Here is a 23527-nt window from a genome sequence, read left to right as displayed (position 1 = left end):
CTGCGAGTATAACAGAGCTGAATACACAGCGTCAGGCCGGAAGACGGAATCTGGCAACGGCCTGCATAAGCTGATGAGATTCATGATGTAACTGTAAGGAGGAATCAGACGCAGCGTTCACCAGATCGCTGGTCTGTCGGGCTTCGTTATTCAGAGCCTGAAGCTGACTGGTCAACTCGTGAATACGGGTTCCTTGATTCATCGTCGCAGCAGAAATATCATTCAGTAAGGCGCCAAGATTTTCCACCAGCGATATAACCTGCTGTAAGTTGTCATCCAGTCCGTTCACCGCATGAAATCCTTCGTCAATACCCGCTAAGGAATGATGAATCAGCGCCTGAATATTCTGCGTGGACTGACTGCTTTTTCTCGCCAACAACCCAACTTCTTTTGCAACAACCGCAAATCCACGCCCTTGTTCACCAGCATGCGCAGCTTCAATCGCCGCATTTAACGCCAGAATATTGGTCTGAAACGCGATGCTGTCAATCAGTGAGATGATCCCGCGCATCTCTGATGAACGGGCAACAATTGCCTGCATCGACGCATTTACCGTTGCCATCATCCGGTTGCCACCCGCAGCAATATCCCGCGCCTGCACGGCGCGTTGATTCGCCAGTTGAGCAAACCCACTGTTATCCTCGACATGTGTTTCCAGAAACGAAATATGTGATGTCACCGTATTTAGCTCATCGCTCTGTTTCGCGGATTGCTGATATAACTGTTTATTGCTTTGCGTAAGCTGAGTGATATTTCCCACCATTGAGGTCGTAGCGTCATTCACCTGTTGCACCAGAATCCGTAGCCCCTGCTGCATCGCGTCGATACGTGAGCTCAGTTGTGTCACTTCACGATTAAACTGGCTCACCTGGGGGGCTGGACGGGAAAGATCGCCAGCCGCTAACACATCAATATGATCGATCAGTCGTCTCAGTGGCGCGATTACCCAGCGGGACATACTGCGCCAGACCAGTACCGCAATCACCACCAGCACAAGAGGAATAAATAAAAAGAGGTGCTGTAAACGTTCAAGACTGGTCAACAGCTGCTCTCGCCCTTTTTCCGTCTGCTGGAAACTGTCTTGCTGAAAACGTGCATAATTTTCATTAAAGTCTGTCTGAAACGCCTGAACAGGCACGGCAAAAAACGCATCAATGCTATTGGATTGCATTAATCCATCGGCCTGCTCCTGAATACCGCTATAAAAACGCTGATAGCTCTCCATCAAGTCGGGAGGCTGATGCGGATCCATTGCAAGCCAGGCATCCCATGCCGTTTTTGACTGCGTTAACGCATGCTGGGCCTCTTCCATTAACGGGCGCCAGCTCCCTTCCGAGCCGGTAGCCGCATCCTGCATAAAGTAAACGCCAGCACGATTAAGTAAGTCGCTGGCAGATAACAACGCCACCCTTGCTTCATCGATCTTCGACTGTTGCAAAAGCACCTGCTGATTATGCTGTTCATTAATCTGCGCGTCCCTGACAGAGGCTGAGAGCATAAGCGAGGATGCAATCTGCAAAACAGAGAACAGTGCAATAATACAAATGATACCGGTTAACAGACCAAACTGACGGGGAGTCAGGCGACGAAAAATTTGCGTTATGTTCATATTACTCTTCTGTATCAAAGCGTTAGGCGCGAGTGTACGCAGAGTAAATGACAAATTTATTGCAGAAATAAGACGGGTGCCCCTGCAGAGGCACCCGGGCTATCAGAGACGGTTTTTCCAGACGGTTTGCACATTGCAAAACTCATGCAGACCAAAGTGAGAAAGCTCACGACCAAAACCGCTTTTCTTCACGCCGCCAAAAGCAACGCGAGCATCACTGGCACTGTAACCATTAATAAACACGCCACCACACTCCAGACGGGCCGCCATAGTTTGCGCCAGTGCCTCATCCGCGGTAAACAACGTCGCCGACAAGCCGAACTCGCTGTCATTAGCCAGTGCTAATGCGTGCTCAGCATCCTTCGCGACGGTAATCGCCGCAACCGGGCCAAACAGCTCTTGACGAAACGCCGTCATTTCCGGCGTAACATCACCCAGTACCGTCACGGCATAGTAATTACCCTGACCAGCTATTTTTTCCCCACCGAGGAGTAAGCGCGCCCCTTGAGCCAGTGAATCTTCAACCTGCTGATGCAGTTCATCCCGCAGATCAAAACGTGCCATTGGGCCGAGATCGTTCTCTTCATTTAGCGGATCGCCCATTTTCAGTGCACTGGCTGCCGCAACAAAACGGTGGGTGAATTCTGCCGCAATCCCTTCTTCAATAATAAAGCGTTTCGCTGCGGCACAAACCTGCCCGGTATTCTGATAACGCCCTGCCACTGCGGCTTTAACCGCTAAATCAAGGTCTGCATCATTAAGCACGATAAACGGATCGGAACCGCCTAACTCAAGCACGCATTTCTTCAGCGCTGCACCAGCCTGAGCGCCAATCGCAGCACCAGCACGAACGCTGCCCGTCACCGTTACCGCCGCGATACGCGGGTCATTGATCATCTGACTCACCCCGGCGTTATCGGCATTCACCCAGCCATATACCCCAGCGGGTATTTCCGCATCGGTAAAGACCTGGGCGATAATCGCGGCACAACCAGTGACATTCGGTGCATGCTTTAACAGATAGCCATTTCCGGCCAGCAAAATCGGCACGGCGCCGCGCATAACCTGCCAGAGCGGAAAGTTCCACGGCATGATCGCCAGAATAGTCCCCAGGGGACGGTACTCAATCACGGCCTGATGATTCTCAACCTGCGTGGCTTCGGTACTGAGCATCGCTGGCCCATGTTCGGCGTACCAGTCACATAATGCCGCAGACTTTGCCACTTCCGCACGTGCCTGCCTGACGGGCTTACCCATTTCACGCGAGATACACTGCGCCATCTCTTCGGCGCGTTCACGCAGCACTTGTCCGACCCGGCGCAACATCTGTGCGCGATGGGTGACGGTCGTGTGTTTCCATGCGTTGAATCCAGTCGCCGCCAGATTCAGCGCGTGGGTAATCTCATCGGCGCTGGCCCACGGCATTGCCGTCAGCATTTCGCCACAGGTCGGGTCAACGGAAATAGCATGTGTTGCTGCTGTGATGGTCATAAGTGCCTCTCTTTCTCGCAAGGTATGGTTATATCATGCGCAGGTTTACTCTTTCTGAAAAATGAATAATATTAACCATACCATTCACGAACAGAGAAAATTATGGACCTGACGCAACTTGAAATGTTCAATGCCGTCGCAGAGACCGGCAGCATCACGCAGGCTGCGGCGAAGGTGCATCGCGTGCCGTCCAATCTCACCACGCGTATTCGCCAGCTTGAAGCGGACCTTGGCGTCGATCTGTTTATTCGTGAAAATCAACGTCTGCGGCTTTCTCCCTCCGGGCACAATTTTTTGCGTTACAGCCAGCGGATCCTGGCGCTGGTAGAAGAAGCGAGGATGGTGGTCGCAGGTGATGAACCACAGGGATTGTTCTCTCTGGGATCGCTGGAAAGTACAGCCGCCGTGCGTATTCCGGCCACACTTGCCGAATATAATCAGCGCTACCCTAAAATCCAGTTTGCACTGGCAACAGGACCGTCCGGTACCATGCTGGACGGTGTGCTCGACGGTACGCTGAACGCCGCTTTTGCTGATGGCCCTATTACCCATCCAGGTCTTGAAGGAATGCCGGTGTACCGTGAAGAGATGATGATTGTCACCCCACATGGCCACCCCCCCATCAAACGGGCCAGCGATGTGAATGGTTACAATATCTATGCCTTTCGCGCCAACTGTTCCTATCGCCGCCACTTTGAAAGCTGGTTTCACGCCGATCGCGCCATGCCAGGCACGATCCATGAAATGGAGTCCTACCACGGCATGCTGGCCTGTGTGATTGCCGGCGCGGGAATCGCGCTGATTCCACGTTCTATGCTGGAAAGCATGCCAGGCCACCATCAGGTCAATGCCTGGCCGCTGAGTGAAAACTGGCGTTGGTTAAATACGTGGCTGGTCTGGCGTCGGGGGGCGATGACGCGACAGCTGGAAGCATTTATTGAGGTACTGGAACCTCAGCTGTCGCAAAATGCAGATTAACTGGCGAACGTCAGATGGCAAGGCAGTTGCTCAAGCTGCTGCCGCACCTCTTCATTGAGTCGCGCATCAGTCACGATATCCGTCAACGCACCCAGATGTGTGACGTTGAAAAGTGACCATGCACCGTATTTTGAACTGTCTGCCAGCAGTACGCGACGTTTGGCGTTTGCAATCAGGTCGCGCTTCAGACCGGCCTTTTCTTCCGTCGGTGCGGTGATCCCGCGGGTCAGATCCCAGCCGTTACAGCTTAGAAACGCGATATCCGGCCACACGTTTTGCAGCAGTTTACGCCCGTGCTCGCCGATACAGGACTGGCTGGAGTCATCAATACGCCCGCCAATGATCGTCACTTCAATTTGCTTGAACTCAGAAAGAAATAGCGCAATGTGCAGATCGCTGGTGATGACGCGCAACGGCAGATGGGTAAGCTGGCGCGCCAGTTCAATCATCGTCGTTCCCGCATCCAGGATAATGGCGTCCCCGGCTTTCACCAGGCTTGCCGCCGCGCAGGCAATAGCCTGTTTTTCCATCAGGCTGCGCTGCATTTTTTCATGTGTGGTTGGTTGTGAAGGGATAAACCGGTTAAGCGTCACGCCGCCGTGAGTACGGCTGATAACACCTTCCTGATCGAGTTTAATCAGGTCGCGGCGAATGGTCGCCGGAGAGGCCTGAGTCACAGCGACAAGCTGTTCAACTGTCGCCAGATTATGCCCTTTCAGATAATCCATAATCTGTTCTAACCGATTATATCCCTTCATTTTAATCCCGCGTAATTTGCATTGCTAACTGGATGGACACGGCCATGCTCTCAGACTTGGCTTTACCTGTCCAGGCAATATCAAACGCCGTGCCATGGTCTGCAGAAGTGCGAATAAATGGCAATCCGGCGGTGATATTCACCCCATCATAGAATCCCAGCAATTTTAGCGGAATATGGCCCTGATCGTGATACATTGCCACCACCATGTCATACATACCTTCGTGGCACTGCATAAAGACAGTATCTGGTGGACATGGTCCCGTAACATTCAACCCTCTCGCTTGCATTGCCTGCACCGCGGGTCCGACAATCGTTATCTCTTCCTCGCCAAACAGGCCATTTTCGCCGGCATGGGGGTTGACGCCTGCGACCGCAATACGTGGATTATCAAACCCGACACGACGCAGGAAATCATCTGCGACCTGAATGACTGTTTTTACACGCTGTTCACTGAGCGTATCAAGGAATTTACGTAGTGCAATATGTGTGGTGACATGAATCACTTTAAGCTGTTCGGTATACAGCACCATCGCATAGTCTTTGCTGTTGGTCAGTTGTGCCAGCAGTTCGGTATGGCCGGGATAATGATGTCCCGCCATGTGCAGTGCTTCTTTATTCAGCGGCGCAGTGGCAATGGCCTTAACTTCACCACTTAGCGCCAGTGCTGTAGCGCGTTTAATACAGCGATAGGCCAAATCACCCGCCTGCGCTTGCACCACCCCCGGTTCAAGCGCCGCAGGATCGGCAAGGGGTTCGTCAATCACGTTGATAACACCGGGGGCGAATTGCGCCTGGGTTACGTTATCGATCACCCGGAGTTCCGCTGGCGGCGTGACATTTAATGACTGGATACGACGCAGCGTTTGGGCACATCCCACAACCACAACCGGCGCGCCAGACAGCTCTCCCTCCACCAGCGATTTAATAATAATCTCAGGTCCAATACCTGCTGGGTCGCCCATAGTTACTGCAATAATGTTATTCACTCATGTTCTCCTCGATAAAATTTAAAACCTGACGCAACGTCGTTTCGTCACCGAATCCCCCTGCCTTTGTCATAACCGGGCGTTGCCAGTCGCCACCGACAAAATGACCGTACGGCACACACTGGGCCACACGGTCAGTAATACGAAATCCTGTTGCCTTAAGGGCGTCTGCAACCGCCATCGCCACATCACCACCAGAGAGATACAGCGCGCCTGGCGATACCTCCTGCAAAACCTGCCGGATAAGCTGTCCAAGAAACTGGCAGATTTTTTCACCGAGCTGAGCGCGATTCATCCCCATACGCACGCACAGCTGCGGAATATGATGGCGTGCTTCACTGTCGGGACTTGTGTGAACAATACAGTGTCTACCAGAGGAGAGGATCCTAACTATGCGCTGCGCGTACTCTGTCGAGCTACCGCTGAAGATATTTTCGATATCAATGAATACAGTCCCCACCTGCGGGTCTTGGTACACAGCGGCAATCTGTTGTTGAGCGATTTCACTCATTGAACCCACTACCGCCAGTAAACACTGTGAGGACGGTGTCCGGACATGGCGGGCCAGCGCGTCACAGATCCCGGCAGACCCCACCAGCAGCGGCAGCTCATCCTGCATCAGCGCATCAGTAACAATCGCATCAAGGTCAGCGTCAGTCCGGGCATCCACAACCCAAATCTGCGGCGTCTCAACAGCAGGCTCGCGCAGGTGCTGCATGTAGTCATTCAGTGACATCGCCCGACACGCAATGGTGGTTTGCGCCTGTATCACCTCACAAATATCGGCACTCATCACCGGTGTTTTCGGATCGCTGGCAAATTCGGTCTGCGTTACCGGAATACCGTTAACGAGGCACTGCCCATGCTCGGTGGTTCGCCCGACTGAGGGACAAGCCAGTGCCACGATGGCCCGCTTTTTACCTGTAATCCGCATTAACGCGTCCAGTTCGGCCCCCGGGTTTCCGCGCAATGTTGAATCTATTTTCTTCAGCCACTGCGTCTGAGGACCAGCCTGACTCGTCAGAGCCAGCTCACTTACTCTGGCGGCGGCCTGCTCTGCCTCCAGCGCACGACTATCCGTGTTGATGACCAGCACATCTGCATCATCGGCACAGGGCAATGTGAAAGCGACATTTACCGTCATTCCCGTCAGCGCCAGACTCACCCCCGCATCATTTCCCCCCGTAAAGTCATCAGCAATGACAAGGATCTGGGGTCTTACAACATGTCTACTCATCCATGCTCCGGGTTGTTGTATGTTGATAATGATTATATTCAATCACATTTGATTAAATGTGAGCAAGCTCAAGTTATTCATCTCCGAGATAAATTATAAATTTAGCCCATGATGCAATCGTTCCTTAATCTCAGTGAGCGAATTCAATCACTCGAACAACAGGAGAATGCTGTGGCAACAATCAATAGCACCGTCATTAGCGGTTCGAATGCTATCCCCGCACTGGAGCCGTTACTGGCAGGTAAACGCCAGCTGTTACTGGTGACGGATAGCAATATTGTCGGACTGGGCGCGGTAACACAGATCCGCAACTTACTGACCAACGATGGACGTCATGTGGCTCTGATTGACAATGTGCCTGCAGAACCCGGGCATCACGATGTCAGCGCACTATTAAAAAACGTACAAGGTCTCAACGTAGAAATGGTGATCGGTATCGGCGGTGGTAGCGTACTGGATGTGGCGAAACTGCTCTCCGTCTTATGCCATCCTGAATCTCCGACGCTTGATGCCATGCTGGCGGGAGAAAAACCGCTGCAACGCGTTGCTTCTGTGCTGATCCCCGCCACAGCAGGTACGGGTTCTGAAGCGACTCCCAATGCGATTCTGGCGATCCCGGAACAAAACACCAAGGTCGGCATCATTTCTCCGGTGCTATTACCGGATTACGTGGCCCTGTTGCCAGAACTCACCACCAGCATGCCGGCGCATATTGCCTCGTCCACTGGCATCGACGCGCTATGTCATCTGATCGAATGCTTTACCGCTACCGTCGCCAATCCGGTAAGTGATAACGCTTCGCTCATTGGCCTGCGTAAGCTACTCAACCATATCGAAATCTCCGTCAATGAGCCGGAAAATCTGCTGGCCAAACTGGAGATGCTGTGGGCATCGTATTACGGCGGTGTGGCGATTAATCATGCTGGTACTCACCTGGTCCACGCGCTCTCTTACCCGCTCGGCGGTCGATACCATCTCCCACATGGCGTCGCTAACGCCATTCTGTTAGCACCCTGCATGAAAGTGATTCGCCCATTTGTGGTCGACAAGTTTGCCCTGGTGTGGGATCTGCTGCCTGACGCTGACTCAACACTCAGTGCCGAAGAAAAATCCCGCGCCCTGGTGGAGTACTTCGCCACACTCGTGAAACGACTGAACCTGCCCGATAACCTGGCAACGCTTGGTGTACCGTCTACTGATATTCCCGCACTGGCCGATGCCGCACTGAACGTAAAACGCCTGATGAATAATGCTCCCTGCGAGGTGAGTCATGAGGATATTCAGGCCATTTATCAAACTCTGTTTCCAGAACTGAATACCAAAGGAGTGAATCATGAGTAAGAAAATCTGTGGTGTACTGACGGCAATCGTTACCCCGTTCGACCACGACGGCGGGCTTAACCTTAAAGAACTGAGAAACCAGGTAAACCGCCAGTTAAATGCCGGAAACGGTATTTTCTGCGGCGGCACAAACGGTGAGTTTTTTGTGCTCAACGAGGAAGAAAAAATAGCAGTGACCCGCACCTGCGTTGAGGAAGTTGCTGGGCGGGCGAACGTAGTGGCGCATATTGGTGAAATCTCTACCCGTGAAACCATTCGTCTGGGCAAGCAAATAGAAAAACTGGGCGTCGATGCCGTATCGGTGATTACCCCGTATTTTGTTCCGCTCAAACAGCAGGAACTGATAGCTCACTATACCGCGATTGCCGACGCGCTATCGGTACCGGTATTTCTCTACAACATTCCGGCACGTACGGGAAATACCATTGAACCGGAAACAGCCAGAGTGCTGGCGGCACACCCGAACATTATCGGGATCAAAGACAGTGCCGGCAGTTATGAAAGTCTTAGCAGCTTCCTGGATGCAGTTAAAGATATCGAGGGATTTGATGTGCTGAATGGTCCAGATTCACTCATTCATCAGGGATTTGTTGATGGCTGTTCAGCCTGTATTTCCGGTTTGGCGAACGTAGCGCCAAAAGAAATTAACGCTATCTGGGCGCGATTCAAGGCCGGTGATGTTGTCGGATCGCATGAAGCACAGGAAAGCGTCACAGGTTTGCGAACCGAGCTCTATAAAGTTGCGTTCTCGCCCGCCGCAGTCAAAAAAGCATTGCAAATCATGGGGCATGAGGTAGGCGCAAGCCGTTACGCTGTCACGTTTGATGCTCATCAGGAACGCCAGATCCAGCAAATTATCAATAACTATTTACGATAGACACTTTTACAGCGGCGGCAACGCCGCTTAACTAACAGGATTGTATTATGAAAGTCATCTGTACATCACCTTCATTTGCCAAATACGATCAGCAACCGATCAAACTGCTTAACGACGCCGGACTTGAGTTAATCATGCTACCTGCAGATGCCGGTTTAGAAGCGCTTGCACCTCATCTGGAACAGACAGTGGCAATGATCGTCGCTTTTACCGATGTTAATGCCGGACTAATAGCTGCGGCACCGAATCTGAAAATCGTCTGCAAACACGGCGTGGGCGTCGATAATATCGACCTCAATGCCACGCGTGAAAAAGGTATTTTTGTTACCAATGTGCCGGATGCCAATAAGCATGCCGTCGCAGACTTTGCGTTTTCCCTGATCCTTAACTGTGCGCGTCAACTCCCCTACGCGATTGAACAAACCCGCGCGGGAAACTGGCCACGGATCTTCGCCTCCGATATATATGGAAAAACGATTGGCATTATTGGGTTAGGTAACATCGGTAAACAGGTTGCACTGCGAGCCCGCGGCTTTAATATGCGCGTGCTGGCTCACGACGCATGGCAGGATGCACAGTTCGCCGCAGATAATCACATTGAATACGTTTCGCTCGATGAACTAACAGAACAAAGTGATTTCATCACGTTACACACTCCGCTGACGCCTGAAACCAAAGATCTCTTTGATTTAGCACAGATGAAAAAAATGAAGAGCACTAGTTATCTCATAAACGTTTCACGCGGTGGTGTCGTTAATGAAGAGGATCTCTTTCTGGCTCTCACGCAGGGTGTCATTAAGGGCGCTGCCGCCGATGTCTTTTTACAAGAGCCGTGCAATTCACACCCCTTATTTGCGCTCGATAATTTCATCCCTACGGCACATATTGCAGGATATACCGAGGGTGCGATCAGCAATATAGGCGAGCAATGTGTTTATAACATCATTGAACATGTCATTCATCAGCGTAAGCCTAAAAATATAATGAACGAATTATAACATTGTGGAGATAACCCTACCCTTTCCACAATAATAAAAATGAACATCTACCATGGGCCAGATATATGAATAATTTTGCAGAAAAATCCCGAATTCGTTGGTGGATTGCGGGATTAATGTGGCTTGCTATTGCAATTAACTATATTGACCGGACGGTATTATCTGCTGCTGCACCTCACCTCATTGATGAGCTAAAACTCGATCCTGAAATGATGGGGTTTATCATGGCGGCGTTCTTCTGGTCATATTCTTTACTGCAAATACCGGCAGGTTGGTTTGCAGACCGTTTTGGTCAGAAAAAAGGTCTGGGTTTTGCCGTCGCGTGGTGGTCAATCGCCACCTCAATGATGGGTTTAGCCACTGGATTTAAATCTCTACTCGCATTGAGACTCGCTCTGGGCGTCGGTGAAGCCGCCGCCTATCCAAGCAATGCAGGGATCGCTGCGCGCTGGTTCCCGGATCGGGAGCGGGCCACCGTCTCAGGATTGTTTGACAGTGCCTCTAAATTTGGTGGTGCCGTCGCGATGCCGCTTATTGTCTGGATGATCTACCAGTTTGACTGGCGGATGACATTTCTGATTATTGGTGGTGTAGGCATTTTTTGGGTCATTGCTTGGTATTTTATTTATACAGAAAACCCGGAGGACCACAAAAGGATCAGTACAAGCGAAATTAAACATATTCGCGAAGGGCAAAAGCAAAAACACGGCGACAAATCCGTATTACCGATGCGTTGGTATAAACTGTTGCGCTACCGTAACATTTGGGCAATGTGTATCGGTTTCTTTACCATCAACTATACATCCTATTTCTTTATTACCTGGCTACCCACTTATCTGGTAAAAGACAAAGGAATGGATTTTATCAAAATGGGGATGGTTGCCGCCCTGCCATTATTATGTGGGATGGTGATCGAAGTCTTTGCCGGCTGGGCCTCTGACCGTATGGTACATAAGCGGATCCTGTCGCTGACTGCCACAAGAAAATTATTCCTGACAATCGGTCTGTTAATGGCTTTATGTATTGGTTTTGCCCCTTTTACTGATTCCGTGTTTATGACCGTGTTTTTACTGTGTGTGGCGAAATCAGGCACCACGGTTGCCGCCTCGCAGGTCTGGGCACTACCGGGTGACGTTGCGCCTAAAAACAGCGTATCGATTGTTGCAGGGTTACAGAATACTGTCTCCAATATGGGAGGCGCGGTAGGACCAATTATTACCGGAGCCATTGTTGCAGCCACTGGCTCCTTTACCTGGGCGCTGGTGTTCTCTGCCGCACTGGTGGTTCTGGGAATTTTGAACTATCTGTTTTTGATGGGTAAAGTTGAGCCAATCATCGACAGTGAGCATGAAGCGTTGTGCATGAAAGAAGCGCAGCTGCACTAAACTCGCTCAGGTAACGGTATTCTCCGGTCAGTCAGTAGTACTGACCGGCTTTATTTTCTCTCGTAATGCACCGCATTATCATCCGCAAAACAGCGTGATCTTAATCACGAAATGATTGTATTTTCACCAGTAAACGTTTTAAGATCGCCACCTCTCCTTTTTGCAGCTAACCCGATTTATACATATGACAACAAACACTGTTTCCCGCAAGGTCGCGTGGCTACGGGTAGTTACGCTTGCTATTGCCGGTTTTATTTTCAATACCACTGAGTTTGTCCCGGTCGGGTTGCTGTCCGACATTGCGCAAAGTTTTAATATGCAGACCGCGCAGGTTGGGATCATGTTGACGATCTACGCCTGGGTGGTGGCCCTGATGTCGCTGCCCTTCATGCTGCTCACCAGCCAGGTAGAACGCCGCAAGCTGCTGATCTGCCTGTTTGTCGTGTTTATCGCCAGCCACGTACTCTCTTTCCTGGCATGGAATTTTACCGTGCTGGTGATTAGCCGTATTGGTATTGCTTTCGCACACGCCATTTTCTGGTCGATCACTGCATCGCTGGCGATACGCCTTGCTCCGGCCGGGAAACGCGCGCAGGCACTCAGCCTGATTGCGACCGGCACCGCGCTGGCGATGGTATTAGGCCTGCCTATCGGACGCATCGTCGGCCAGTATTTTGGCTGGCGCACCACCTTCTTCGCCATCGGTATGGGCGCGCTAATTACCCTGCTTTGCCTGATTAAGCTTCTGCCCAAATTACCCAGTGAGCATTCCGGTTCATTAAAAAGCCTGCCGGTGTTATTCCGCCGTCCGGCGTTAATGAGCCTGTATCTGCTGACGGTGATTGTGGTCACCGCGCATTATACGGCTTATAGCTATATCGAACCCTTTGTGCAGACTGTCGCCGGGCTGAGCGCTAACTTTGCCACTGTGCTGCTTCTGGTTCTCGGTGGCGCGGGTATTATTGGCAGCGTAATTTTTGGCAAGCTGGGTAATCAGTATGCCTCGGTGTTGATAAGCGCGGCTATCGCCCTGTTGACCCTGTGCCTGGTGCTGCTATTGCCTGCTGCTGATAGCGAAATGCACCTGGCTGTCCTGAGTATTTTCTGGGGCATTGCCATTATGGTGATCGGCCTGGGAATGCAGGTGAAAGTACTGGCACTGGCTCCGGATGCCACTGACGTCGCAATGGCGCTGTTCTCCGGTATCTTTAATATTGGTATTGGCGCGGGAGCGCTGGTGGGGAATCAGGTAAGTCTGCACTGGTCGATGTCGACGATTGGTTACGTCGGTGCACTTCCTGCCGTTGCCGCGCTGATCTGGTCAGTGATTATCTTCCGCAAATGGCCGGTAACGCTGGAAGAACAACCACAGCAGCAATAAGAAAAAGGCCCGGTAGATATACCGGGCCCGTTGTTTAATGGTAGGTTTGGATGATTTCCAGCACGCCGTTAATAATAAACTGTACACCCATACACACCAGCAGGAAGCCCATCAGACGGGAAATAGCTTCGATCCCGCCTTTCCCCACCAGCCGCATAATTCCGCCAGAACTGCGCAGACATCCCCACAAGATAATCCCGACGACGGCAAAAATAATGGGCGGCGCAACCATGATCACCCAGTCCGGGAATTCGGAACCGTGCCGCACGGTAGAGGCCGAACTGATGATCATTGCAATCGTCCCCGGGCCAGCAGTACTCGGCATGGCCAGCGGAACAAAGGCAATATTGGCCGTCGGTTCGTCCTCCAGTTCTTCGGATTTGCTTCTCGCTTCCGGAGAATCATGCGCTTTCTGCTGAGGGAACAGCATACGAAAGCCGATAAACGCAACGATTAACCCGCCCGCAATACGCAACCCGGGAATCGAAATCCCAAACGTATTCATTACCACCTGCCCGGCGTAGTACGCGACCATCATAATGGCAAATACATAGACAGACGCCATTAATGACTGACGGTTACGCTCTGCGCTGTTCATGTTGCCAGCAAGGCCGAGAAACAGCGCCACGGTGGTTAACGGGTTTGCCAGCGGTAACAGGACTACCAGCCCCAGTCCTATTGCTTTAAACAAGTCCATCATAATGTCATCTTTCCTGTGCGTTTTTCGTCAACGGCAAGTATAAGGGCAAACTCCAGGGTTAAGCCATGTTGTCGATGTAAGGATTCATTAGTTCTCTTTACGCATAAACCCTACGGATCAGAACGTTAAAAACGCGCTATGCGTAGCGCGTTCCTGATGTTTTAGCAAAACGTGGCATGCGGCCACTCATTCATTTGACTTATATTTGCCTAAGCAATAATATCAGCCGTGACTAACTACTTGCCAGGGCAACCATTGTGAAAAGCACCAGTGATCTGTTCAATGAAATCATCCCACTGGGTCGTTTGATCTACATGGTTAATCAGAAAAAAGATCGTTTATTAAACGACTATTTGTCACCGCTGGATATCACGGCATCGCAGTTTAAGGTGCTCTGCTCCATCCGTTGTGCGGTGTGCATTACCCCTGTCGAATTGAAAAAAGTGCTGTCTGTCGATCTTGGCGCCCTGACGCGGATGCTGGACAGACTGGCCTGTAAAGGCTGGATAGAAAGGCTTCCGAATCCACATGACAAGCGCGGTGTACTGGTGAAACTCACCGAGCACGGCGCTGCAATTTGCGAGCAGTGTCATCAATTAGTAGGGCAAGACCTGCACCAGGAACTAACAAAAAACTTAACGGCGGAAGAAGTAGCAACACTTGAGCATTTGCTTAAGAGGATCCTGCCGTAAACAGAAAGAGGTATGACGATGTCCAGACGCAATACTGACACAATCACTATTCATAGCATTTTGGACTGGATCGAAAATAACCTTGAATCGCCACTCTCGCTGGAAAAAGTGTCTGAGCGTTCAGGTTACTCCAAATGGCACCTGCAGCGGATGTTCAAAAAAGAAACCGGCCATTCATTAGGTCAATACATCCGTAGCCGCAAAATGACTGAAATAGCGCAAAAATTGAAAGAGAGTAACGAACCGATCCTCTATCTTGCAGAGCGTTACGGTTTTGAGTCTCAGCAAACGCTGACCCGGACCTTCAAGAACTATTTTGATGTACCGCCGCATAAATATCGGGTGACGAATATGCATGGCGAATCCCGGTATTTGCTCCCGCTCAATCAATGCAATTGCTAATCGCCAGTTAACGACGTAACCGAGGAAATCATGAAACTTCTGTCTTATGCGATGCTGGCCCTGCTGCTTGTTGCGTCGGGCCAGAGCATGGCGGAACAGACCCCACAACCGACAACGCAAAATAATCGCGACGCGATGATTATGCCCCCTGCGCACGATCAGTCCCCGTTCGATTTTAATCATATGGGTGCCGGCAGCGATAAATCCGATGAGTTAGGCGTGCCTTATTACAATATGCACAGCCTGTAATTATTTAGCCCCGTCACTGCGGGGCTTTTTTTTTAACCCTTCACCTGCACAATCTTGCGCAAGCGAAAACCGAACACGTTGATATACAACCCCGCCATGATCAACAACGCACCAAGCAGTTGCAGCCCGGTTAACGTTTCATCCAGCAGCACAGCGGCACTGGCCAACCCTACCACGGGTACCAGCAACGACAATGGCGCAACACGCCAGGTTTCATAGCGCCCCAGCAGAGAACCCCAAATGCCATAGCCCACGATGGTCGCCACAAAGGCCAGATACACCAGGGACAGGATGGTAGTCATATCGATCGCCACAAGGCTCTGCACGATTTGCGCTGGGCCATCAAGCAATGCCGATGCCAGAAAAAACGGTACGACAGGAATTAATGCGCTCCACACCACCAGCGACATGACCGCTGGACGCGAAGTATGCTGCATAATTTTCTTGTTAAAGATATTGCCGCAGGCCCAGCTCAGTGCCGCCGCCAGCGTCAGCATAAAGCCAAGCATACCAACATGTTGTCCATTGAGGCTCGCCTCAATCAATACCAGCACACCGAACACCGCCAGCGCGATACCGACCAGTTGCTTCCCCTGTAAACGCTCGCCAAAGGCGAACGCGCCCAGCACGATAGTGAAAAAAGCTTGCGCCTGTAAAACCAGCGATGCCAGACCGGCAGGCATCCCAAACTTGATGGCGCTAAACAGAAAAGCGAACTGACCGAAGCTGATGGTCAGGCCATAGCCAAGTAACAGCGAGAGCGGGATCTTCGGGCGGGCAACAAAAAAGATTGCGGGAAACGCCACCAGTAAAAAGCGCAAGCCTGCCAGCATCAACGGCGGCATATTGTGTAGTCCCACCTTAATGACAACAAAGTTCAGCCCCCAAACTACGACAACCAGTAACGCCAGCAACCCATCTTTACGCGACATACCACCGCCCCTGCAAATATTAAATTTTTGTAAACAAGTTAAGGTAACGGAAATCGTTGTACCGTAACAGATCATTAATTCAGGTAGGCCACACAGGGCATTTTCAGACAACTTATTGAGTGTACATCACACTTTTAGCATGCTATTTGTTTCTGATATCTAAAAAAAACATAACAACATGCATTGTCGGGCAGAAAAATGAATATCTCACTGAGAAGGTCCACTCTCGCGTTACTCGCGTCATCTTTGTTATTAACCATTGGACGCGGAGCCACGCTACCATTCATGACGATTTACCTCAGTCGTCAGTATGGCCTGGGTGTCGATCTGATCGGTTATGCAATGACAGTAGCACTGACTATTGGCGTCGTTTTCAGTCTTGGATTCGGCATCCTGGCCGATAAATTTGAAAAAAAACGCTTTATGCTACTGGCGATCGCGGGCTTTGCTTGCGGCTTTATAGCGATTCCTCTGGTGCATAACGTGGTGGTGGTGGTTCTGCTCTTCGCGCTGATCAACTGTGCCTACTCCGTGTTTGCCACCGTGCTGAAAGCCTGGTTTGCCGATAACCTCTCAGCCACCACTAAAACAAAGATTTTCTCACTTAACTACACCGTGCTGAACATCGGCTGGACCGTTGGCCCGCCGTTAGGCACGCTACTGGTCATGCAAAGCATTAACCTGCCGTTCTGGTTGGCGGCCATATGTTCAGCCTTCCCGCTGGTGTTTATCCAGACATGGGTAAAACGCTCCGCAATCCCCTCTGAAGGTTTGAACGCGACAGTATGGTCACCCTCAGTTTTGCTGCGCGATAAAGCATTATGCTGGTTTACGTTGTCTGCGTTTCTGGCCTCGTTTGTCGGTGGTGCATTTGCATCCTGTATTTCTCAGTACGTGATGGTGGTTGCCGATGGTGATTTTGCTGAGAAAGTGGTGGCGGTCGTCCTGCCCGTCAACGCAGCAATTGTGGTATCGCTGCAATATGCTGTCGGACGCAGACTGACGTCTGCAAACATCCGCCCGCTGATGGCTGCGGGTACACTTTTTTTTGTTATCGGTCTGGTCGGTTTTACCTTCTCTGGCAACAGCCTGCTGTTCTGGGGGATTTCAGCCGCCTTTTTCACCATTGGCGAGGTCATCTACGCGCCGGGTGAATACATGCTGATCGACAACATCGCACCGGCAGGTATGAAAGCCAGTTACTTTTCCGCCCAGTCACTGGGCTGGCTTGGCGCGGCGGTAAACCCATTAGTCAGCGGGGTCATCCTGACCACACTGCCCCCATGGTCGCTGTTTGTCGCACTAATGGTGGCGATTGTCCTGGCCTGGGCGTTAATGATAAAAGGCATACGCGCCAAACCCTGGAGCCAGCCGGCAGTCTGCTGAAAATTACTGCGACAGTGCCAAAACGGCACTGTCGCCTGATTCAGATGGCAACCAACCCACGCACACCTTCTGCTGCCATATTTTCACCTGATCCACGTTGAATAATGCTGCCTCGCGACATTAACAGGTATTCGTCTGCAAGCTGTTCGGCAAAGTCATAAAACTGCTCCACCAGCAATATAGCCATATCACCACGATGGGCCAGTTGGCTGATAACCAGGCCAATCTCTTTTATCACCGAAGGCTGGATCCCCTCTGTTGGCTCATCGAGGATCAACAACTGCGGGCGACTGGCCAGCGCCCGGCCAATAGCTAACTGTTGCTGTTGCCCACCCGACAAATCACCACCCCGCCGGTATTTCATCTCCTGTAATACCGGAAACAACGCATAAATTTCATCCGGTACACGTTTTGCCTCTTGCGCTGAAAACCGGGAGAGTCCCAGCAACAGATTCTCTTCAACCGTCAGGCGAGGAAAAATATCGCGGCCCTGCGGCACATACGCTACCCCCGCCAGCACCCGCTGATGTGGCTTACGGAGAGTAATGTTTTTACCCTGCCAGATAACACTGCCGCTGCGGGTTGGAATCAGCCCCATCAGGCACTTCAGCAGTGTTGTTTTACCAACCCCATTACGCCCCAGCAGACATGTTACTTCACCGATACGCGCCTCAAAACTCACGCCGCGCAGGATATGGCTGCCGCCATAGTATTGATTTAGTTCATTTACCTGTAGCATCAGCACTCCTTAGCGTCCGAGATACACTTCAATCACCTGCTCATTGGCCTGAACATCGCGCAGGCTCCCCTCGGCCAGTACCCGCCCCTGGTGCAATACCGTGACGTGATCAGCAATGCTCTCAACAAACCCCATATCGTGCTCAACCACCATCAGAGAATGTTTTCCGGCAAGCTGGCGAAACAGTTCAGCGGTGTATTCCGTCTCAGCATCCGTCATCCCGGCAGCTGGCTCATCCAGTAGCAACAAATGCGGCTCCTGCACCAGCAACATACCAATCTCCAGAAATTGTTTCTGTCCATGGGAAAGGCGTCCGGCACGACGGGCGCGTTCGTTACTCAGTCGCAACAGCGTCAACATGTCATCAATGCGATCCCGCTGTTCTCCCGATAAACACGCCCGTAATGACCCCCAAACGGATTTATCATTTTTCATCGCCAACTCGAGGTTCTCTTCCACCGTCAACGCTTCAAAAACGGTCGGTTTCTGAAATTTGCGACCAATGCCCTGGCGAGCAATGGCGATGGCGTCGAGTGATGTTAAATCAATGGATTGATCGTAAATCGCCCGCCCACTTTGCGGCTTCGTTTTACCGGTGATGACATCCATCAACGTGGTTTTTCCCGCGCCATTGGGTCCAATAACGCAGCGTAACTCGCCAACCCCAATATTGAGCGTCAAATCCGTTAGCGCCTGGAAACCATCAAAGTTAACGTTTATTTTTTCCAGTTGGAGCACCGGATCTGTTTGATTGCGAAAACGATCGCCCGGCATCTGGCGGGTAAAAAGCCCTTCATCTGGCTGCATTATTTGTCTCCCTTGCGAAACAGACCAATTACGCCTCGAGGCAAAAACAGCGTAACGCCAATAAAAATCAGGCCGAGAAACAGTTGCCAGTATTCAGGCATGATGACGGTAAACCAACTTTTAGCGCCGTTCACGAGCACCGCGCCAAACACCGGGCCAATCAACGTACCGCGCCCACCCAGTGCGACCCAAATCGCGGCTTCAATTGAGTTGGTGGGTGACATTTCACTGGGGTTAATGATCCCCACCTGCGGAACATACAGCGCCCCCGCCAGCCCGCACAGGACGGCCGAGAGTGTCCATACCAGTAGTTTGAAACCCTTTGGGTCATACCCGCAGAACATCAACCGATTTTCAGCGTCGCGAACGGCTGTCAAAATACGGCCAAATTTACTGCGAGCCAGCGCCCATCCGAGCCACAGCGCCAGAATCAGCAGCACAACGGTCGCCAGGAACAACGCGATACGTGTCGTGGTCGCCGTCACCGAAAATCCCAGAATGGTGGTAAAACCGGTAAATCCGTTATTGCCGCCAAACCCGGTTTCGTTACGGAAGAACAACAGCATGCCGGCAAAGGTCAGCGCCTGCGTCATGATGGAGAAATAGACCCCTTTGATTTTTGAACGGAAGGCAAACCAGCCAAACACCAACGCCAGCAAGCCAGGCACCATAACAACCAATATCATCGCCCAAAGAAAATGCTGCGTTCCCCACCAGAACCACGGAAGTTCAGTCCACGACAGGAACGACATAAAAGCTGGCACCCCTTCACCAGATGCCTGGCGCATCAGGTACATCCCCATCGCATAACCGCCCAGCGCAAAGAAAATACCGTGGCCCAGCGACAGCATTCCGGCATATCCCCACACCAGATCCAGGGCAACTGCCACAATGGCATAACAGAGAATTTTCCCAACCAGTGTCAGTGTCCAGACAGATATCGCCAGCGGATGATCCGTAGGCAGCAGCGCGAGAAATGGCAGAATAATCAGTGCCAGCAGTAAAGCCAGCCCCAGCACACAGGTAATACGCGGCGCTTTGCGCGCCAGCGTTAATGTCATTGGCATCGTCATCAGTCAATGACCCTCCCTTTTAGCGCAAACAGCCCCTGCGGACGTTTTTGAATAAACAGAATAATCAGCACCAGAATCATAATTTTGCCGAGGACGGCCCCAACCTGCGGTTCGAGAATTTTGTTGAAAATCCCCAAACCAAACGCCGCCGCGACGCTCCCGGCAAGCTGTCCAACGCCACCCAGCACCACCACCAAAAATGAATCAATGATGTAGCTTTGCCCCAGTTCTGGTCCAACGTTGCCCAACTGCGATAGCGCCACGCCCCCAAGTCCGGCAATGCCGGAGCCGAGACCAAATGCCAACATATCCACGCGCCCCGTGGGAACGCCGCAGCAATCTGCCATGCTGCGGTTTTGTGTCACTGCACGCACGCGCATACCCAGACGGGTTTTATTCAGCAACAACCAGGTGAAGGACAGCACCAGAATGGCAAATCCCAGCACCACAATCCGGTTCCACGGCAAAATCAGATTGGCATAGACCTGAATACCGCCCGACAGCCATGCCGGGTTAGCTACCTCAAGGTTTTGCGCACCAAAGGTCATGCGCACCAACTGGATCAGCATCAGGCTAATCCCCCAGGTTGCCAGTAGCGTTTCAAGTGGGCGTCCGTACAAATGGCGGATCACTGTGCGTTCCAGCAGCATTCCCATAGCGGCGGTCAGCAGGAAGGCAACCGGCAGCGCAATCAGCGGATAAAAGGCTAACCACTGCGGGAAAAACTGGCTCATCAGCTGTTGCACTATCCAGGTACAATAAGCACCAAGCATCAGCATTTCACCGTGCGCCATATTAATGACGCCGAGTAGTCCGTAGGTGATGGCCAGCCCCAGCGCCGCCAGCAATAAAATAGACCCGAGCGATAATCCCATAAACGCCTGGCCAAGCAACTCTCCAACCTTCATTCGATGTTCAATGGTATTCAGGCTTTCGCTGGCGGCAGCGCGTACACGCGCATCGGGTTCATGGTCCAGCTGGGTGAAAGGCTGTAATCGTGCTTGTGTTTCAGGATCATTGGATGCGCCCAGCAATTCGATGGCCCGGCACCTGACATCGGGCGAACTACTGTTCAGTTGCAGGTTTGCCAGAGCAGCCGCCAGGGCGGATTTCACGCCAGCATCCGTCTCCTGCAGCAGCCTTTGCTGCAAAAATGGCAGCATCACTGGCAGTGCTTCACGTTGTAATGTTCGGGCAGCAGTCATTCTAAAAGTGACATTGTCACTTAATAACTGATGAACAGACAATGTGCCAGCCACCAGGTTACGCAGGCGGTTAGTCAGGCGGATTTTTTTTAATTCACCACTGGGTGTGCTGGCCGCCCCCAGAGATTGCACACGCGAACCGTTCATCGTGAATGCATTTTTAACGTCGTCGGTCAGCAGGTTTTCGCCACTCAGGGCATTAAGCAAAGGTAAACGCTGAACATCGGGGTTAATCGCCCATTGTTCCAGTAATGTCGCCTGCTGTGTCCGACTGGCCGCGGCGAAGGTATCGGCATCTGTTGCCTGCGCTATCCACGGCAAAAGCCACGTCAGCAACAACACGCCACGAATAAAGCGCATGGCTTTCATGATAGCGTTCTCCAAAATTGGGCCCTCCCACAGGAGGGCGTAAGATCAGTTGCTGGCGGTTTTGACGGGCTGCTCAGATTTTTTATCATTCCCGGCGATATACGGACTCCACGGTTGGGCACGGACCGGGGCATCCGTTTGCCATACCACGTTAAACTGACCGTTACTTTCAATTTCGCCAATCATGACGGGTTTATGCAGGTGATGGTTCGTTGCATCCATTGTCAGCGTAAAGCCAGAAGGTGCAGAGAATGATTGCCCCGCCATGGCCGCACGGACTTTATCGACATCCGTCGTTCCGGCTTTTTCAACCGCCTGCGCCCACATGTGCAGGCCAACATACGTGGCTTCCATCGGATCGTTCGTGACCACCGAATCAGCATTCGGCAGTTTGTGCGCTTTCGCATAGGCGCGGTAATCAGCGATAAATTGCTTATTGGTGGCATTATCAACGGATTCAAAATAGTTCCAGGCCGCAAGATTGCCTACCAGGGGTTTGGTATCAATACCGCGCAACTCCTCTTCTCCAACAGAGAACGCAACAACCGGAACATCGGTCGCTTTCAGACCCTGGTTTGCCAGCTCTTTATAGAACGGAACGTTAGAGTCGCCATTAATGGTTGATACCACCGCCGTTTTTCCCCCGGCGGAGAATTTTTTGATGCTGGCGACGATGGTCTGGTAATCGCTGTGGCCAAACGGGGTATAAACCTCTTCAATGTCTTTATCCGCAATGCCTTTTGAATGCAGCCAGGCACGGAGAATTTTGTTAGTTGTTCGCGGATAGACGTAATCGGTGCCCAGCAGGAAGAAACGTTTTGCACTGCCACCGTCTTCACTCATCAGATACTCAACCGCGGGAATGGCCTGCTGATTGGGCGCAGCGCCGGTATAGAAAACGTTAGGTGACATCTCTTCACCTTCATATTGCACGGGATAAAACAACAGGCCGTTTAACTCTTCAAATACCGGCAGTACAGATTTGCGCGAAACCGATGTCCAGCAACCGAAAACCACCGCCACTTTGTCCTGGCTTAGCAGCTGACGGGCTTTTTCGGCAAACAGCGGCCAGTTTGACGCCGGATCAACCACTACCGGCTCCAGTTTTTTCCCCAGTACACCGCCTTTGGCGTTGATCTCATCAATGGTCATCAACGCCACATCCTTCAGCGGTGTTTCAGAAATAGCCATTGTCCCGGACAACGAATGCATGATGCCAACTTTAATGGTGTCGGCAGCCTGAACGCTAAAACTCATCCCCATAGCCACAACAGAGGCCGAAAGAGCAAAGGCTTTTAATAATGTACGACGCTGCATAGTTTCACTCCTGAAAGTAGACTTGCTGAAAGCTCCGGTGCAGCCGGAAAGGCAAAACGGTGCAAATTAAGGGTGTTCAGAAGGAATAAGGCAAAAACAGTGCCAGATATGAAAAAGGCATATAATTCAATAAATTATAAATACCATCAATGAAATGCAGATAAAAAGAATGCGTCGCCATGACGGCAAGAGAGAAGAATTGAACCACCATGACACAGTGTTGCATTATAAACGTGCAACATCTTGTGCCCGGACAACCCGGTAGCTGCAGCGGATTACAAGATAAAATTATGATTATTTGCAGATGGGTGCGCCTGTTTCGTCACGATTATTTATTTTCTTCGACGAGAAAAAGCCAAAACCTTACATTTCAGACGAAATATTCACACAGTTCACTCTTTGTTTAAGTTCGAATTGCTACTATAGTCATTAACGAGGTGAAATTAAGGTAAGAGAGGAAACTCAATAGATAAAGGAGCATTTACTATGCTGGGTAATATGAATATTTTTATGGCTGTTCTGGGAATTATTTTATTTTCCGGTTTCCTGGCCGCGTATTTTAGCCACAGATGGGATGATTGATGAACGGAGATAATCCTGCACCGAACCGGCC

The 23527-nt window shown here is 51.3% G+C and carries 23 protein-coding genes; 11 read left to right on the top strand and 12 right to left on the bottom strand.

Annotated features, from left to right (window positions below):
- Nucleotides 1-31: 31 nt before the first annotated feature.
- Nucleotides 32-1609 (bottom strand): methyl-accepting chemotaxis protein, encoded by a 1578-nt coding sequence (locus FDX24_RS02850; protein ID WP_048211681.1) that lies wholly within the window; start codon nt 1607-1609, stop codon nt 32-34.
- A 102-nt stretch (nt 1610-1711) separates the two neighbouring features.
- A complete protein-coding gene (gene sad / locus FDX24_RS02845; protein ID WP_137363798.1) occupies nt 1712-3100 on the bottom strand; it encodes a succinate-semialdehyde dehydrogenase in 1389 nt (462 codons plus the stop codon).
- 102 nt (nt 3101-3202) lie between these two features.
- Here sad and FDX24_RS02840 point away from each other — a divergent pair, with 102 nt between their 5' ends.
- Nucleotides 3203-4078 carry a LysR family transcriptional regulator gene (locus FDX24_RS02840; RefSeq protein ID WP_061067887.1) on the top strand — a complete coding sequence of 292 codons (876 nt, stop codon included), beginning with the start codon at nt 3203-3205 and terminating at the stop codon, nt 4076-4078.
- Here FDX24_RS02840 and FDX24_RS02835 read toward each other — a convergent pair.
- The 3 genes from FDX24_RS02835 to FDX24_RS02825 are packed head-to-tail and all read right to left on the bottom strand — an operon-like array spanning nt 4075 to nt 7061.
- On the bottom strand, nt 4075-4836 hold the full coding sequence (locus FDX24_RS02835) for a DeoR/GlpR family DNA-binding transcription regulator (RefSeq protein WP_137363797.1): 762 nt from the start codon (nt 4834-4836) through the stop codon (nt 4075-4077). The genes FDX24_RS02840 and FDX24_RS02835 overlap by 4 nt on opposite strands.
- 1 nt (nt 4837) lies before the next feature.
- Entirely contained in the window at nt 4838-5824 is a 987-nt protein-coding gene (locus FDX24_RS02830) for a D-threonate 4-phosphate dehydrogenase (RefSeq protein WP_121584635.1), read from the bottom strand.
- Nucleotides 5817-7061 (bottom strand): four-carbon acid sugar kinase family protein, encoded by a 1245-nt coding sequence (locus FDX24_RS02825; RefSeq protein ID WP_137363796.1) that lies wholly within the window; start codon nt 7059-7061, stop codon nt 5817-5819. The genes FDX24_RS02830 and FDX24_RS02825 overlap by 8 nt, the downstream gene beginning before the upstream one ends.
- A 171-nt stretch (nt 7062-7232) precedes the next feature.
- Between FDX24_RS02825 and FDX24_RS02820 the strand changes: the two genes are divergently transcribed.
- The 5 genes from FDX24_RS02820 (at nt 7233) to FDX24_RS02800 (ending at nt 13043) form a co-directional block, all read left to right on the top strand.
- Nucleotides 7233-8402, top strand: a complete 1170-nt coding sequence (locus tag FDX24_RS02820; protein ID WP_048211687.1) for an iron-containing alcohol dehydrogenase — start codon at nt 7233-7235, stop codon at nt 8400-8402.
- Nucleotides 8395-9279, top strand: coding sequence for a dihydrodipicolinate synthase family protein (locus FDX24_RS02815; protein ID WP_061067885.1), 885 nt, complete (start codon nt 8395-8397; stop codon nt 9277-9279). The genes FDX24_RS02820 and FDX24_RS02815 overlap by 8 nt, the downstream gene beginning before the upstream one ends.
- A gap of 47 nt (nt 9280-9326) precedes the next feature.
- Nucleotides 9327-10277, top strand: coding sequence for a phosphoglycerate dehydrogenase (locus FDX24_RS02810; protein ID WP_137363795.1), 951 nt, complete (start codon nt 9327-9329; stop codon nt 10275-10277).
- Nucleotides 10278-10342: 65 nt separating this feature from the next.
- The gene (locus tag FDX24_RS02805; RefSeq protein WP_048211690.1) at nt 10343-11662 is read left to right on the top strand and encodes an MFS transporter; all 1320 of its coding nucleotides are present in this window, start codon (nt 10343-10345) and stop codon (nt 11660-11662) included.
- A 184-nt stretch (nt 11663-11846) separates the two neighbouring features.
- Nucleotides 11847-13043 (top strand): sugar transporter, encoded by a 1197-nt coding sequence (locus FDX24_RS02800; protein ID WP_048211691.1) that lies wholly within the window; start codon nt 11847-11849, stop codon nt 13041-13043.
- A gap of 34 nt (nt 13044-13077) precedes the next feature.
- Here FDX24_RS02800 and FDX24_RS02795 read toward each other — a convergent pair whose 3' ends face one another.
- Entirely contained in the window at nt 13078-13743 is a 666-nt protein-coding gene (locus FDX24_RS02795; protein WP_048211692.1) for a MarC family NAAT transporter, read from the bottom strand.
- Nucleotides 13744-14000: 257 nt separating this feature from the next.
- On the opposite strand from FDX24_RS02795, the gene marR reads away from it, so the two are divergent.
- Genes marR through marB form a run of 3 tightly spaced genes read left to right on the top strand, consistent with a single transcriptional unit; the run spans nt 14001 to nt 15086 of the window.
- The gene (gene marR / locus FDX24_RS02790) at nt 14001-14435 is read left to right on the top strand and encodes a multiple antibiotic resistance transcriptional regulator MarR (RefSeq protein WP_048211693.1); all 435 of its coding nucleotides are present in this window, start codon (nt 14001-14003) and stop codon (nt 14433-14435) included.
- An 18-nt stretch (nt 14436-14453) separates the two neighbouring features.
- Nucleotides 14454-14837: an MDR efflux pump AcrAB transcriptional activator MarA gene (marA, locus tag FDX24_RS02785; RefSeq protein ID WP_140168326.1), complete on the top strand. Its 384-nt coding sequence runs from the start codon at nt 14454-14456 to the stop codon at nt 14835-14837.
- A 30-nt stretch (nt 14838-14867) separates the two neighbouring features.
- Complete coding sequence (gene marB / locus FDX24_RS02780; protein WP_048211695.1) at nt 14868-15086, top strand: multiple antibiotic resistance protein MarB; 219 nt, start codon at nt 14868-14870, stop codon at nt 15084-15086.
- 32 nt (nt 15087-15118) lie between these two features.
- Here the strand turns inward: marB and eamA are convergent, their stop codons facing one another.
- Nucleotides 15119-16018 carry an O-acetylserine/cysteine exporter gene (gene eamA, locus FDX24_RS02775; protein ID WP_101743072.1) on the bottom strand — a complete coding sequence of 300 codons (900 nt, stop codon included), beginning with the start codon at nt 16016-16018 and terminating at the stop codon, nt 15119-15121.
- A gap of 198 nt (nt 16019-16216) precedes the next feature.
- Here eamA and ydeE point away from each other — a divergent pair, with 198 nt between their 5' ends.
- A complete protein-coding gene (gene ydeE, locus FDX24_RS02770) occupies nt 16217-17404 on the top strand; it encodes an efflux MFS transporter YdeE (RefSeq protein WP_137363794.1) in 1188 nt (395 codons plus the stop codon).
- A 40-nt stretch (nt 17405-17444) separates the two neighbouring features.
- Here the strand turns inward: ydeE and urtE are convergent, their stop codons facing one another.
- Genes urtE through urtA form a run of 5 tightly spaced genes read right to left on the bottom strand, consistent with a single transcriptional unit; the run spans nt 17445 to nt 22914 of the window.
- Nucleotides 17445-18143 carry an urea ABC transporter ATP-binding subunit UrtE gene (urtE, locus tag FDX24_RS02765; RefSeq protein WP_137363793.1) on the bottom strand — a complete coding sequence of 233 codons (699 nt, stop codon included), beginning with the start codon at nt 18141-18143 and terminating at the stop codon, nt 17445-17447.
- Nucleotides 18144-18152: 9 nt separating this feature from the next.
- Entirely contained in the window at nt 18153-18950 is a 798-nt protein-coding gene (gene urtD, locus FDX24_RS02760; RefSeq protein WP_040231114.1) for an urea ABC transporter ATP-binding protein UrtD, read from the bottom strand.
- Nucleotides 18950-20023 (bottom strand): urea ABC transporter permease subunit UrtC, encoded by a 1074-nt coding sequence (gene urtC / locus FDX24_RS02755; RefSeq protein WP_124022066.1) that lies wholly within the window; start codon nt 20021-20023, stop codon nt 18950-18952. The genes urtD and urtC overlap by 1 nt, the downstream gene beginning before the upstream one ends.
- Nucleotides 20023-21597, bottom strand: coding sequence for an urea ABC transporter permease subunit UrtB (gene urtB / locus FDX24_RS02750; protein ID WP_137363982.1), 1575 nt, complete (start codon nt 21595-21597; stop codon nt 20023-20025). The genes urtC and urtB overlap by 1 nt, the downstream gene beginning before the upstream one ends.
- A gap of 45 nt (nt 21598-21642) precedes the next feature.
- Nucleotides 21643-22914, bottom strand: coding sequence for an urea ABC transporter substrate-binding protein (urtA, locus tag FDX24_RS02745; protein ID WP_048211701.1), 1272 nt, complete (start codon nt 22912-22914; stop codon nt 21643-21645).
- A gap of 486 nt (nt 22915-23400) precedes the next feature.
- Here urtA and mgtS point away from each other — a divergent pair, with 486 nt between their 5' ends.
- Entirely contained in the window at nt 23401-23496 is a 96-nt protein-coding gene (mgtS, locus tag FDX24_RS02740) for a protein MgtS (protein WP_003032406.1), read from the top strand.
- The last annotated feature ends 31 nt before the right edge of the window (nt 23497-23527 follow it).

This window comes from Citrobacter sp. wls716, assembly GCF_005280975.1.
Classification (GTDB): domain Bacteria; phylum Pseudomonadota; class Gammaproteobacteria; order Enterobacterales; family Enterobacteriaceae; genus Citrobacter; species Citrobacter youngae.
The sequence above is the reverse complement of the archived record's forward strand: the minus strand, read 5'-3'. Positions and strand labels throughout refer to the sequence as shown.

What these genes read in the sequence shown, in the direction of transcription:
- FDX24_RS02840 (WP_061067887.1), top strand. Translation starts at nt 3,203, where the DNA reads ATGGACCTGACGCAACTTGAAATGTTCAATGCCGTCGCAGAGACCGGC.
- FDX24_RS02810 (WP_137363795.1), top strand. Translation starts at nt 9,327, where the DNA reads ATGAAAGTCATCTGTACATCACCTTCATTTGCCAAATACGATCAGCAA.
- eamA (WP_101743072.1), bottom strand. Translation starts at nt 16,018, where the DNA reads ATGTCGCGTAAAGATGGGTTGCTGGCGTTACTGGTTGTCGTAGTTTGG.
- FDX24_RS02815 (WP_061067885.1), top strand. Translation starts at nt 8,395, where the DNA reads ATGAGTAAGAAAATCTGTGGTGTACTGACGGCAATCGTTACCCCGTTC.
- FDX24_RS02795 (WP_048211692.1), bottom strand. Translation starts at nt 13,743, where the DNA reads ATGATGGACTTGTTTAAAGCAATAGGACTGGGGCTGGTAGTCCTGTTA.
- urtB (WP_137363982.1), bottom strand. Translation starts at nt 21,597, where the DNA reads ATGAAAGCCATGCGCTTTATTCGTGGCGTGTTGTTGCTGACGTGGCTT.
- FDX24_RS02805 (WP_048211690.1), top strand. Translation starts at nt 10,343, where the DNA reads ATGAATAATTTTGCAGAAAAATCCCGAATTCGTTGGTGGATTGCGGGA.
- FDX24_RS02825 (WP_137363796.1), bottom strand. Translation starts at nt 7,061, where the DNA reads ATGAGTAGACATGTTGTAAGACCCCAGATCCTTGTCATTGCTGATGAC.
- sad (WP_137363798.1), bottom strand. Translation starts at nt 3,100, where the DNA reads ATGACCATCACAGCAGCAACACATGCTATTTCCGTTGACCCGACCTGT.
- FDX24_RS02800 (WP_048211691.1), top strand. Translation starts at nt 11,847, where the DNA reads ATGACAACAAACACTGTTTCCCGCAAGGTCGCGTGGCTACGGGTAGTT.
- urtC (WP_124022066.1), bottom strand. Translation starts at nt 20,023, where the DNA reads ATGACGATGCCAATGACATTAACGCTGGCGCGCAAAGCGCCGCGTATT.
- ydeE (WP_137363794.1), top strand. Translation starts at nt 16,217, where the DNA reads ATGAATATCTCACTGAGAAGGTCCACTCTCGCGTTACTCGCGTCATCT.
- mgtS (WP_003032406.1), top strand. Translation starts at nt 23,401, where the DNA reads ATGCTGGGTAATATGAATATTTTTATGGCTGTTCTGGGAATTATTTTA.
- marA (WP_140168326.1), top strand. Translation starts at nt 14,454, where the DNA reads ATGTCCAGACGCAATACTGACACAATCACTATTCATAGCATTTTGGAC.
- FDX24_RS02850 (WP_048211681.1), bottom strand. Translation starts at nt 1,609, where the DNA reads ATGAACATAACGCAAATTTTTCGTCGCCTGACTCCCCGTCAGTTTGGT.
- marB (WP_048211695.1), top strand. Translation starts at nt 14,868, where the DNA reads ATGAAACTTCTGTCTTATGCGATGCTGGCCCTGCTGCTTGTTGCGTCG.
- FDX24_RS02835 (WP_137363797.1), bottom strand. Translation starts at nt 4,836, where the DNA reads ATGAAGGGATATAATCGGTTAGAACAGATTATGGATTATCTGAAAGGG.
- urtD (WP_040231114.1), bottom strand. Translation starts at nt 18,950, where the DNA reads ATGCAGCCAGATGAAGGGCTTTTTACCCGCCAGATGCCGGGCGATCGT.
- urtE (WP_137363793.1), bottom strand. Translation starts at nt 18,143, where the DNA reads ATGCTACAGGTAAATGAACTAAATCAATACTATGGCGGCAGCCATATC.
- urtA (WP_048211701.1), bottom strand. Translation starts at nt 22,914, where the DNA reads ATGCAGCGTCGTACATTATTAAAAGCCTTTGCTCTTTCGGCCTCTGTT.